The 12,464-nt window shown below is 30.7% G+C and carries 11 protein-coding genes; 6 read left to right on the forward strand and 5 right to left on the reverse strand.

Features of this window, described 5'->3' with window-relative positions; genetic code table 11:
• Nucleotides 1–31 precede the first annotated feature (31 nt).
• On the forward strand, nt 32–946 hold the full coding sequence (locus AXE80_RS05525; RefSeq protein ID WP_068825225.1) for a FecR family protein: 915 nt from the start codon (nt 32–34) through the stop codon (nt 944–946).
• Nucleotides 933–3,461 (forward strand): TonB-dependent receptor plug domain-containing protein, encoded by a 2,529-nt coding sequence (locus AXE80_RS05530; RefSeq protein ID WP_068825227.1) that lies wholly within the window; start codon nt 933–935, stop codon nt 3,459–3,461. Before AXE80_RS05525 ends, AXE80_RS05530 begins: the two co-directional genes overlap by 14 nt.
• Here AXE80_RS05530 and AXE80_RS14350 read toward each other — a convergent pair.
• Nucleotides 3,458–3,673: a hypothetical protein gene (locus tag AXE80_RS14350; RefSeq protein WP_157359351.1), complete on the reverse strand. Its 216-nt coding sequence runs from the start codon at nt 3,671–3,673 to the stop codon at nt 3,458–3,460. The two genes, AXE80_RS05530 and AXE80_RS14350, sit on opposite strands and share 4 nt — an antisense overlap.
• Before the next feature lie 93 nt (nt 3,674–3,766).
• On the opposite strand from AXE80_RS14350, the gene AXE80_RS05535 reads away from it, so the two are divergent.
• Together AXE80_RS05535 and AXE80_RS05540 are read left to right on the forward strand one after the other, a co-directional pair.
• Entirely contained in the window at nt 3,767–4,372 is a 606-nt protein-coding gene (locus AXE80_RS05535) for a SatD family protein (RefSeq protein WP_237340637.1), read from the forward strand.
• Nucleotides 4,366–5,076 (forward strand): DUF3307 domain-containing protein, encoded by a 711-nt coding sequence (locus tag AXE80_RS05540; protein ID WP_068825231.1) that lies wholly within the window; start codon nt 4,366–4,368, stop codon nt 5,074–5,076. The genes AXE80_RS05535 and AXE80_RS05540 overlap by 7 nt, the downstream gene beginning before the upstream one ends.
• Here AXE80_RS05540 and AXE80_RS05545 read toward each other — a convergent pair.
• The 3 genes from AXE80_RS05545 to AXE80_RS05555 all read right to left on the reverse strand — a co-directional run bounded on the left by AXE80_RS05545 (nt 5,065) and on the right by AXE80_RS05555 (nt 9,305).
• Nucleotides 5,065–5,751, reverse strand: a complete 687-nt coding sequence (locus AXE80_RS05545) for a pseudouridine synthase (protein ID WP_068825233.1) — start codon at nt 5,749–5,751, stop codon at nt 5,065–5,067. The two genes, AXE80_RS05540 and AXE80_RS05545, sit on opposite strands and share 12 nt — an antisense overlap.
• Before the next feature lie 21 nt (nt 5,752–5,772).
• Nucleotides 5,773–6,252: a hypothetical protein gene (locus tag AXE80_RS05550; protein ID WP_068825235.1), complete on the reverse strand. Its 480-nt coding sequence runs from the start codon at nt 6,250–6,252 to the stop codon at nt 5,773–5,775.
• Nucleotides 6,253–6,323: 71 nt separating this feature from the next.
• Nucleotides 6,324–9,305: a DEAD/DEAH box helicase gene (locus tag AXE80_RS05555; protein ID WP_068825237.1), complete on the reverse strand. Its 2,982-nt coding sequence runs from the start codon at nt 9,303–9,305 to the stop codon at nt 6,324–6,326.
• A gap of 212 nt (nt 9,306–9,517) precedes the next feature.
• Here AXE80_RS05555 and AXE80_RS05560 point away from each other — a divergent pair, with 212 nt between their 5' ends.
• Both AXE80_RS05560 and AXE80_RS05565 read left to right on the forward strand, forming a co-directional pair.
• A complete protein-coding gene (locus tag AXE80_RS05560) occupies nt 9,518–10,636 on the forward strand; it encodes a YHYH protein (RefSeq protein WP_068825239.1) in 1,119 nt (372 codons plus the stop codon).
• Between the two features lie 124 nt (nt 10,637–10,760).
• Nucleotides 10,761–11,435: a class I SAM-dependent methyltransferase gene (locus AXE80_RS05565; RefSeq protein ID WP_068825241.1), complete on the forward strand. Its 675-nt coding sequence runs from the start codon at nt 10,761–10,763 to the stop codon at nt 11,433–11,435.
• Here the strand turns inward: AXE80_RS05565 and AXE80_RS05570 are convergent.
• Nucleotides 11,432–12,430 carry a metal-dependent hydrolase gene (locus AXE80_RS05570; protein ID WP_068825243.1) on the reverse strand — a complete coding sequence of 333 codons (999 nt, stop codon included), beginning with the start codon at nt 12,428–12,430 and terminating at the stop codon, nt 11,432–11,434. The genes AXE80_RS05565 and AXE80_RS05570 overlap by 4 nt on opposite strands.
• Between the last annotated feature and the right edge of the window lie 34 nt (nt 12,431–12,464).

The following is a 12,464-nucleotide window of genomic DNA, read 5'->3' on the forward strand; positions in this document are numbered from 1 at the left end:
ATAGGTGTCTTAATTATAGAATGCATTGAAAATGAATAAAGAAAACGACATATTAAAATGGTTTGATGGTGAGATTTCTACAGAAATGATACAGCAAAAGTATCCTGATGAAGATTTTTCAACTCTTAAAAAAGCAAGTTTCTATACAAAGCAAATAGAAGTGCCTAAAGTAGATGCAGAAAAAGCTTTGGAGGAATTTAAAACTAGAACTTTTCATAAAAAAGAAGTTAAAGTGGTTTCGTTTAACGCACAGTTCTTCTTAAAAATAGCGGCTATTTTAGTAGTCTTGTTTGGTGCATCGTATTTTTTCTTTTTTAACAATACGGCATCTTATAATACAACAATAGCCCAAACAGAAACGTTCTTTTTGCCAGATAACTCAGAGGTAGTGTTAAATGCGCAATCTGAATTAAATTACAATAAAAAAGAATGGCAAAATAACAGAACACTTGAGCTTGATGGAGAAGCCTTTTTTAAAGTCACCAAAGGAAATACATTTACAGTGTTTACTGATGCGGGAAGCATTCAGGTTTTGGGAACACAATTTAATGTTAAAGAACGTGAACGTTATTTTGAGGTGCAATGTTACGAAGGTTCTGTAAGTGTAACTTATCAGGATAAAAAAACAATTTTATCTCCTGGTAAATCTTTTAGAGTGATAGATGGAAAAGTAATAGATACAAAAGATTTTAATGCCGAAAATCCTTCGTGGTTGGCTAAAGAAACTACTTTTGATCACGTTCCTTTATGGCAAGTAATAAACGAATTAGAAATACAATACAACATAAAAATAGAAGCTAAAAACGTGGATGTAACTAAAATATTCTCAGGAAGTTTTACACATACTAACCAAAATATAGCTTTACAATCGGTAACCATACCGCTTAAATTAAGTTATAAAATACAAGGAAATAAAGTTGAGTTTTATAACTATGAAACAAAGTAAACTATTTTTAATTCTATGTATTACTTATGGTTGTTTTTCTTTTGCAATTTCAATGCAAGAAAGAATACAGCTCATCTATCTACTCCCTAATTTAGAGGCTAAGTTTGATGTTAAGTTTTCTTATGCTGTAGAAGATGTAGATGGGGTTTGGGTTACACAACCAAATAAAAATTTTACTTTAAACCAAGTCATAGATTTTTTAAATAAGACTACCGTATTAAACTTTAAGTTTTTAACAGATCGTTATATTACGGTATCTACTTTGCAAAAAAAGGTAAGCATTTGTGGGGTTTTAACAAATCAAAATAAAGCACCTTTGTTGGGTGCTACCCTAATGCTTTCTAGGGCTAATAAGGGAGTGGTAACCAATGTAAATGGGGAGTTTTTAATAGAAAACGTTGATATAAATGAAGATGTAAACATTTCTTATATAGGATATCAAACCTTAAGTTTAAAAGCAAAAGATTTAAGAAGTTGTCAAGAAATTGTGTTGATAGAGCAGGCAGAAATGTTAAATCCAATACTAATTTCTAAATTTTTAACCACCGGTTTGCAAAAACGAGTTGATGGTAGTACTGTTTTAAATACAGAAAAATTTGGGATATTACCAGGTCTTACAGAACCTGATATTTTACAATCTATTCAAGCCTTACCAGGGGTAGAAAGTGTTAATGAAAGTATTGCCAATATCAATGTAAGAGGTGGTAGTAACGATCAAAATTTAATTCTTTGGGATGGTATTAAAATGTATCATGCAGGACATTTTTTTGGATTGATTTCTGCTTATAACCCTAATTTAACCCAAAGTGTTGTGGTAACTAAAAACGGAACTTCTAGCGAGTTTAGTGATGGGGTTTCTAGTATCATTAACATGTTTACAAAAAATGAAATTGGCAAAGAAATTAATGGGGGATTGGGAGTAAACCTGTTAAATACAGATGTTTTTTTAGAAATTCCCATCAACAAAAAATTGGCTGTCCACGTTTCTGGAAGAAGATCTTTTACTGATGTGTTTACCTCACCAACTTATGATACTTATTTTAAAAGAAGTTTTCAAAATAGCGAATTAACCAGTTCTGATAATATTAGTGAAAGTAATAAATCTTCAGACTTTTACTTTTATGATTATACTGCCAAACTGTTGTATGATGTTAATCAAAACCATAAAATACGAGCTAATATTATTGGAATTTATAATCACCTTGATTATACAGAAAGTGATACCAACACGCAGAATGAAACGATTTCTAGAACCAATAATTTACAACAACAAAATTTGGGAGCAGGGTTTCAGTGGAATGCCATTTGGACAAATAAATTCAAAACGGATATTGTTGCTTTTTATTCTAAATACAATATTGATGCAATAGATTATAAAATTGAATCTGATCAAAAATTAACCCAAGCCAATGAGGTGATTGAAACAGGTTTAAAGTTGAAAACAACATATAAAATTCATAAAAATGTTTCACTTTTAAATGGATATCAATTTAGCGAAACAGGAATTTTAAATCAAACTACAGTAAATGTTCCCTCTTATTCTAAAACTAAAAAAGATGTTTTACTAAACCACGCATTGTTTAGTGAAATTGAATTTAACAATGGAAGTACCTATGCTAGACTTGGATTTAGAGCAAATTACTTTCAGAAGTTTAACAAGTTTATTTTAGAACCTAGATTTAATTTTAGACAAACATTAAACAAGCAATTTGCTGTAAAAATTCAAGGAGAGTTTAAAAATCAATCTGCTACTCAGGTAATCGACTTTCAAGACAATTTTTTAGGGGTAGAAAAAAGACGTTGGATTTTAGCCAACAATCAAAATATTCCAATTTCTAAAAGTAAACAAGGTTCTTTGGGTGTAGAGTTTCATCAACATAATTGGGTGTTAAGCACCGATGGTTTTTACAAGTTTGTTAATGGTATTACAGCTTCTAATCAAGGGTTTTACAATAGTTTTCAAAACCTAAGAGCTACAGGGAATTATCAGGTAAAAGGAATTGAGTTTTTAGCCAATAAAACAAGTAATAAATACAGTACTTGGTTTAGTTATACTTATAGTGTAAATCAATATGAATTTAAAAGTTTTACTCCTTCTGTTTTTCCTAATAATGTAGATATAAAACATTCTGTTTCTTTGGCTTTTAATTATAATTTATTAGAAAATTTAGAAATGTCTTTAGGTGGGGTTTTAAGATCGGGGCAACCGTATACAAAACCTATTGAGGGCAAAGAAACTATTCAGAATGGAAATAATACTGTTGTAAATTACGATGTGCCTAATGATGAAAATTTGCCAAATTTCATGAGGCTAGATGCTTCTATAAAATATCATTTTACTTGGTTTAATACCATTAAAAATTCTTTAACGTTAGGAGTGATAAATCTAACTAACAGAGAAAATATCATCAATAGATATTATGAAGTAGATACTAATAATACCGATAAAACCATTGAGGTAAATCAAAAATCTTTAGGGTTTATGCCTAATATTAGTTTTAGGATTAAATTTTAATTCATCATCATTAATACTAAGAAAAATGATATACTCAGCAATATTTTTATCAAAGTGATGATTGTTTTTCTTCTTCTTAAATTAAGACTAAAAATAGGGTTTTCATCATCTTTTTGAATAAAAAATAAACCAGCAAAAGACAAAAATAGTAGCAACATAATAATTAAATTATAGCTGCAAATAACCATTACATAGGTGTAGTGATTCTGCATATATCTATTTTCGATTATATGATAAATAGAATATATTCTTATTTATATGATAAAAAGCATATATTTGTATTTATATGATAAAAAGCATATAATATGATGGAGGCAGTAATTACAGCAGATATTATCAATTCAAGAGAAGTTTCTCCAGAGGTTTGGTTAACAACGTTAACAAAAACTTTGCAAAATATAGGGGAGGAGTATACTACTTGGGAAATATTTAGAGGAGATAGCATACAAATTATAACAGCGCCTAAAAAAGCGTTAGAATTGGCTATTTTATTAAAATCAGTTATTAAACAAACCCCCAATTTAGATATTAGAATTGGTATTGGTATTGGAGAAATTAGTTATAGGTCAGAAAAAGTAACTACATCAAATGGTGCTGCATTTATACATGCAGGAGAAGCTTTTGATGGTTTAAAGAAAAATACTTTAGCCATAAAATCGCCTTGGAAAACGTTTGATAAAACGTTAAACATTATGCTAAATTTGGCAACCTTAACCATGGATAATTGGAAACCAGCCATGGCCGAAATTGTAACCCAGCAATTAGAACACCCAGAAAGTAAACAAATTGAGATTGCTAAAGCTTTACAAAAAAAACAGAGCAATGTTAGTTATAGTTTAAAAAAAGCGGGATATGATGAAATTTTAGATTGTATTCAATTTTACAAACAAAAAATTAGTGAATTATGTTAGTGTTAAAATTACTAATTGCTCATGTATTAGGCGATTTTGTATTGCAGTCTAGTAAATGGGTAAAAGACAAAGAAAAGAAAAAGTTTGCCTCAAAATACTTATATATTCACACTGCAATTCATGCTTTGTTGTTGTTAATCGCTTTTGGTTTTCAAACAAAATATTTGTGGACGGTTATATTGATAAGTATTTCTCATTTGCTAATAGATGGAATTAAATTACTAAAACCTATTAAAAATACTAGAGTGTTGTTTTTTGCAGATCAAATAGCACATTTAATAGTAATTGGTTTGGTTGCGCTACAATGGGGCAATTTAAAGTTTGATGTGAAAACAATTATTACGGAGCAAAATTTATTATTAGTATTTGCTTTATTGCTGTTAACCTCGGTAACTTCTATAGTATTAAAAGTAATTTTTAGCGTATGGCATAAGGAAATAGAAGAAGTAAGTAAAGAGGATAGTTCTTTAAAAAATGCAGGAAAATATATTGGGATTTTAGAACGTTTGTTTGTGTTTACTTTTGTGGTGCTAAATCAGTGGCAAGCCATTGGTTTTTTATTGGCAGCAAAATCTGTATTTCGTTTTGGCGATTTAACCAAAGCCAAAGACCGAAAATTAACAGAATATATATTGGTGGGGACTTTGTTAAGTTTTGGAATAGCCATTGTAATAGGAATTGTTTATCAATATTTAAGCGTCTAATAAGTTTATGACTCTTTTCCAATTTTCTGGAAAATCTGTTTCTAGTAAATGATTTTCATTGGTAAAAGGGTTTGTAAAAGCTAAAGTTTTGGCATGCAAAAACATGGCTTGATTGTTAAATTTTTCTTCAAACATTCTGTTGTGAAAACGATCACCATATTTAGGATCACCAATTAAAGGGTGACTAATTTTGTTCATGTGAATTCGCAATTGATGCAAACGACCGGTTTTGGGTTCAAGCTCTACTAAGCTATAACGAGAAACATCATAAGGTCCAACTTTTATAGGAACTTCAAAGGTTTTGATGCGTTTATAATAAGTAAGCGCTTCTTTATGAACATTGGCATCACGTCCTTTTACAGGGCTATCTATTTTTCCTTCTTCGGGAATAAATCCACGAACCAATCCGTAATATGTTTTCTGAATTTGATTATTAATGAATAAATTCTGAAAAGATTTTACAAACTCTTTTTCTTTAGCAAATAAAATAATTCCAGAGGTTTTTCTATCTAATCTATGTATGGGATAAAATTTAGCACCCAGCTCATCATTTAATAACTGCACCAAAGATTTTTCTTCTAGTTGATTATTTGCCATTACAGAATGATGAACCAATATATTGTTAGGTTTGTGTACAGCTAAAATATAATCGTCTTGAAAAAGAATTTTTAACATACAAAATAAATTAAGATTGGGCTATTTAATAAAATACCAACCATGACTTCCTGCTACAGCACCAAAAATAGTGATGAGACTTAAGATTAATAAAACCCAATGAGCCCTGTGAATAATTTTGAATGTTTTTTCAGGATTTTCATTTGCATATTTCTTGTACAATTTGTGCAGTAATAAAGGTTCTAAAATGTAAATAATTACTGTAAAAATTATCCAAACCAATGTCATGGCATGTACCCACCAAAAACGATAATCTAAAAAACGATTCCAAGCATTTAGTTCATAAAGCATATAAAACCCTGTAATTCCGGTAAGCAAAGTGGTGATTTTTGCTTGTATAGAAAAACGTCCTTCAATCTCCTCAAAAGTTTTGATTTGATCTTCTTTAGACTTTAATCTTTTTACAGCGGGAATTATTACGGTGGTAACCATAGAAACTCCACCAATCCATAAAACTACTGCAAGGATGTGGATTACTCTAGCAAAAGTTAAGTGTGCCATTGTGTTTATTGTTTATATACCTAAGAATTAAAAATAATCAAATAAGTTGAGATAATTTTATCATGAAAAGCTTAGTTTAAAGAAGCCATTTCCAAAACACTCAAATGTTTTTTTAAGACTCCAGAAGGGGTTTGTTTACTTTCATCAAACACTCTAGTATCTCCAAACAATATAAAACTATCTTTGGCTCTAGAAACCGCAACATTTAACATGTTGGGTTTGTCATCTTTGTCAAAAAACAAAGTTCCTTCATCTAAATTACTATAAACAGAACTAAATAAAACAATATCTCTTTCGGCTCCTTGTAAAGCGTGAACTGTTCCTAGTTTGATGTCGTTAATATTGTACCCAGCCTCAATTAAAGCTTTAGATAATTCGTTTTTTTGACTGGCAAATGGCGTAATTATTCCTAAAACTTTTTCAATAGTTTCTACCTCATAAGCTTCTTGAATGGCAACTTCGTTTTGTCTTAACCACTTAATAATGGCGTTTACTTCGTTTAAGTTACATCTGCTATTGTATCTGCGTTCGCTAACACCTTCTATATGATAAGCCAACATTGATGGGAAAATTTGATGCTCGGGAGCAGTTCCCTTCATTGGTTTTAATATTCCACCATAAGCCAACTCATTGCAAAAACCAATAATTTCATCATTACACCTACGATGTTCTAACAATACCATTCCTGGCTGAGAACCTGTGGGCAACATGGTTTTAAATTCACAAGCGTTTTGAGCCATTTTCATGATGCTTCCGTTTGACGCTAAAAAACCTAATTCTTTTAAAACTTCTGTTTGATCGTAATGAGTAATAATATTTTGGTTGACTAAATTCCCTTGATCAATTTTTGTAGGGATGGACCAAATAGGTTCTATTTGTTGTAAATCTCCCACGACTATTGCTTTTTTAGCTAATGAAAATAGGGGAATACTTACTTCAGGAGTTACCTGTCCTGCTTCATCAATAATTAATAAATCTATAAAATTAAAGAGCGGAAGGTATTCAAAAATTGGTTTTCCTTCTGGATTTTCTCCTTGGAACTGACTGTAAATAAAATGTGGAGGAGCCATATAAAAGGTAGCAACAAAGCAAGGCGTTAGCATAGCTCTACGTCTCCATTTTTCACTAATGGCTTTTTCTCCAGTACCTTTTTCTGTTTCGTTTTCTAAAGCTTCTTTTGTAGCCTCTAACCATCTGGCTTCCCAATAATGAGTGGCTAATAAAAATGCTTTATGGCGTAAACTAACGTCTAATTCATCATAAAAATATTGATGTTTTTTTGTGCTAGCGTTCATTTTTTCATACTCAAAATCCCACATTTGTTCTTCAGAAACAAAAGGGTATCCTTTAATGTTATTCCTTTGTTTCCAATCGTTTAATTTGATGTTTGATTGTATGGCCAAATTAAAATTGGCCAAACAATCTTTTACAAATTCCAATGCTAGTTTTTCATCGGCAATAATTGTTTCACTTACATAAAAAGTATATTCAAGATGATGAGGGTCTTGAGGATTGGTACTAAAAACTTTTTTTACCTGTTCAATAAAATCAGCATTTTTAGCCGCTAACTTTAGCTTGTTTATTTGATTTCTCCATTCTTTTAAATTTAAAATATGGATTTTATCTTTTTCTATTTTGTCTTTAGGATGAATCAGAATTTCGTTGATTTTATCAATAGAATTGATGTAATCACTACAAATGCGTGTTCCATTATTTAGTTCATCATCTATCAATATAATTTCTTCCTGAAGATGGTTATAAACATCTTCTAAAGTTTCTGGTTCAAACTCATAATAATCTCTAAATCTGTTTAAAAAGAAAGTTTCTGCATCAGCAATATAATTTTCATTTTCTAAATCGCATAAAGTTCCTTCGTGACCAAACAAGTTTCCTTTTAAGTAATTAATATTTACTAAAGATTTTGGACTTTTAGAATTAGAAGGCAAATAGGTTGCATAACCGTTAAAATCTGGAATCCATCGATTAGATAAACTTTTTAAGGTACTTTCTGAATTGATAAAACTATCAATAATATTGGTTACCGCTTGGTTGTTACTAGAACAAGCTAAAATTACAGGAGGCTCTTCTCCAATAATAGCAGATTTTACAAATTCGGTAGCTACAACACTTTGTAATAAAGTAGTTTTTCCAGTTCCAGGAGGTCCATTTACAGCGGTTACTGCATTTTCTTCGGATGTTAAATAAGACAACAAGGTTTTACGTTGACTAATAGACAAAGGAAATTGATTAGACATTTGCCCGGAATGAAAATGATTATAACTTAAAAATCCATCATTTGTAATGGCATTTTTACGTTCTCTATTTACAGGGTTGATAATTTTAGATAACAAAGGAAGTTCCTCAACTTCATTGATAATATTATCATATAAAAACAAAATACTTTTTGCGGTAGCTATTTTAGAACTGGTGGCAAAATACATCACTTCGTGAACTGTTTGATAATCTTCAGTTCTATAATTACTAATATTTCTGTAAGTAATATTCTTAAAAACCTGATTGGCATAAGCCCAATATTCATCCCAAGGAATAGCAGTTTCTTCGTCATCAGAAAAAGGTTGTTCTATTTCTCTTGCATCTAAAATGTTTTCTGTAGACGAAAAAATAAAATCATTTTGAACATCAGCAATAGGAGCTAAGTAATTCCTAACAATTAAAGGGAATAATTCTTTAGAAGTAGACAATTGCCCAGAACGATTTACTTTGGCAGGAATCCAAAAAGGTCTAATGGTTTTGTTTTGAAAAGAAGTGTTTTCTGATAAATGTTCTAAATAAAATGGAGCAATTAATATTTCGGTTTCGGTTATTTCTCTCCAATTACTACTGTCTTTTTTACTAATTCCTTTCAGTCGGTTTATCCTGCGTTCTTCGGCATCTAACATTTCTGTAGCATGCTTGGCACTAATGGTTCCATTACCAATAAAACAAGTTTTTTCTTGATATAAATTTTTAATTCTATTGATATCAATAGCTAGGTTTTCACTATCCGTTAAGCTGTTTTTATAATATTGTAACCAGTTTTTTTCGTTAGCCATAAAAAGAGGAAGTAGGTGATTTTAAGGCTGACTAAAATAATTGTTTCGTCCTTGTTTTGACCTGTTTTTTTAGAAGAAAAAAATAAATTTATAAACAATCTAAGCTCGTGTGGTGATAATTTTTTTGAATCTTCTATTTTTAAGGGTAGGGTATTTCTATAATTTCCTGTTTTATAAATAAATACTGTTTTAAAAAATAAGATAAATTAAAGATGAATAAAAAACATTTGATTGTTGGGGCAGTTGTCCTAAGCGTTTTAGCAAGTTGTCATAGTCATAAAAAGAGCAATACTCATAGTCATGATGGACACACCCATGGAGCTGATGAAGCTCATCAACACGATTATTTTGGCGATTATGATTTAGAAGATGAAAGTTTTGGAACCAAAACCAAAGTAACAATTACCAATAACAAACGTGTTATGGTTACTAATTCTTTACCAGATCACGAAACTGGTGAGTTTCCAAGAAAAGGAAATCCAAACCGTATTTCTGCGCAAAATAAAACTTATGAATTCCCTTTACAACCCAAGTGGATTGGAGAGCCACAATGGGTAAGAGAACCAGGGGTAGCTATAAATGGTGTAAAGTTTGAGCCTGGAACTGCCGAAGTTGTGGTTTGTGAAACAGGAGAAAATTATAAAGTAGAAGCTTTTCAGAATTTAATTGATTTAGGTCTTGATTTTAACAATGCTCACGTGCAGCCTACAGGTGCGTATCATTATCACGGTAGTCCAACTTCTATGATAAAAAATAATGATACAGGCGAGGATTTAATCCATATAGGTTTTGCTCACGATGGATATCCTATTTACTATTCTAAAAGCAAAACTTACAAGTCAAGTTACAAGTTGGTTGATGGAAATAGAGAAGGAGAAGATTGTACTTACTCTAATCCAAAGAAAACTATTGATGTTCCAGTTGTAGATCATCACGATGGAACTTATACTTCGGATTTTGAATATGTTGAAGGAGCAGGTGATTTAGATGAGTGTAACGGAATTACTATTGATGGAAAATACATGTATTTGGTTACAGATGAATTTCCTTATGTAAGTCGTTGTTTGATGGGAGAAGTAGCGCAAGAAGAACGCAGAAGACCAAGAGATGGAAATTCACAAAGAGGACGTAGAGAAGGAGGAGAGCGACCTAACTTTACTCAGATTTTACAGCATATGGATGCTAATAAAGATGGAAAATTATCTAAAGATGAAGTAAAAGGACCTTTAAAAGATGGTTTTTCTAAGTTAGATACAGATGAAGATGGATTTATTTCGGAACAAGAATTTGATAATGCTCCAAGACCTACAAACGGATCGCAAAGGAGATAATGGTTAAATTATTTATGTTAAAATGCCCTTTTGATTTTCAAAAGGGCATTTACTGTTTTTATACTTACGTGTTTTAAGTGTATTTTTGAAAAACGATTTTGTAAAAGAGATGAGTAATTAGTTGATGAATAATAAAAAGGATATACCTAAAATTAAAAAGCCTTGGCCAACTAAGGATGCGATGGAACAGGTGTATGAGATGAAACTTTGGGGAGGTAATGATGATTTGTTTTATTCTGGAGAAGGATCACATTTGCCTGAAATTGTAAATCCATATGTTCAAGCACTAAAAACTTTTTTATCCTCTTTTAAAGAACCTCTTACACTATGTGATTTAGGCTGCGGAGATTTTAATATTGGTAAAAACTTGGTGCAATTTTGCAAAAATTACATTGCCGTAGATATTGTAAAAAGTTTAATTGATTACAATCAAAAACAATTTAAGATTGAAAATTTAGCCTTTAAATGTTTAGATATTGCTGTAGATGATTTACCAACTGCTGATTGTGTAATTGTAAGACAAGTTTTACAACATTTATCTAATAAAGAGGTTCAAGAAGTATTGAAAAAACTAGCTTTATATAAATATATTGTGCTAACAGAGCATATTCCTAAAGGTGATTTTATTCCTAATAAAGATATTATTTCTGGTCAAGGAATTAGAATAAAAAAACAAAGTGGCTTAAATATATTAGCACATCCTTTTAATTTTAAAGTAAAGGAAGCAAGGGAGTTAAATTCGGTTGTATTAAAAAATAATAAAGGAATTATTGTAACAACACTTTATACCGTTTTTTAGTTTCCCTTTATTCTTGTCCACAATTCTGATAGCATTTTTTTACCATCCTTTTTGTTTTTAGGAACTTCTATAAAATTGACTTTTCCTGTTATATCTACTTCTATTTTGTATTGAAATACAAAGTTTGTAGCATCGGGGTTAAAGTTTAAAAGACCAAACCTTAAATCGTTAAAATATAGATTCCCATTTTTTTGACTAATGGTGTACCAACCTTCGGAAATAGCAATCATTTGCTTAACCTTAGGGTTTGTTTTTAACTTTCCTAAAAGATCATGATTTTTAGGGTAATTTATAAAGGTGATTGGTTGACTATCAAAAAAAGAATAATTTCCTAATAAGTAAGCATCTTTGGTTTCTACATTGGCACTCCAAAGTATGGTGCTTAACGGAGCAGGTCTAGTATCTATTTGTAAATAAGTTATGTTTTTACTCTCTAAATCAGTTTTAAATTGTTTATAAGCAATAGCTTTTAAAAGGAAAGTGAGTGCTAAATAAGTAGTACTGATAATCAATCCAGTTTTGTTGTAAATACTACGTTTGTTAGTGTTTCTTTTTTGTTTAAAAGCAAGAATTAAAAACACTAAAAAAGGTAAGGTGTATAATGGATCAACAACAAATATGGTTTTAAAGGCCAATCTTATATCAAAAGGCCAAAATAATTGTGTTCCCCATGTAGTATGTGCATCTAATATAGGGTGTGTGATAAAGGCACCAAAAAACAGCCAAGACCAGTTTTTAAAGTTTTTATACTTTTCATAACGAGAAACAATCCAACCGAAAATAGGTGCAAATAGGACAGAAAATAAAATAGAGTGGGTAAACCCTCTATGTATAGAAAGTGCGGTTACTGTATCTGTAAAATAAGAAGCCAATACATCTAAATCTGGAAGGGTTCCAGCAATGGCTCCATAAAGTATGGCTTTGTTACCTACTTTTTTTCCTAATATGGCCTCTCCAACGGCAGCCCCTAATACTATTTGTGTTAATGAATCCATAAGGTTTGTAAAAGTAAGTTAATCTTGTGAAAGT

The organism is Wenyingzhuangia fucanilytica (assembly GCF_001697185.1).
Taxonomy (GTDB): Bacteria; Bacteroidota; Bacteroidia; order Flavobacteriales; family Flavobacteriaceae; genus Wenyingzhuangia; species Wenyingzhuangia fucanilytica.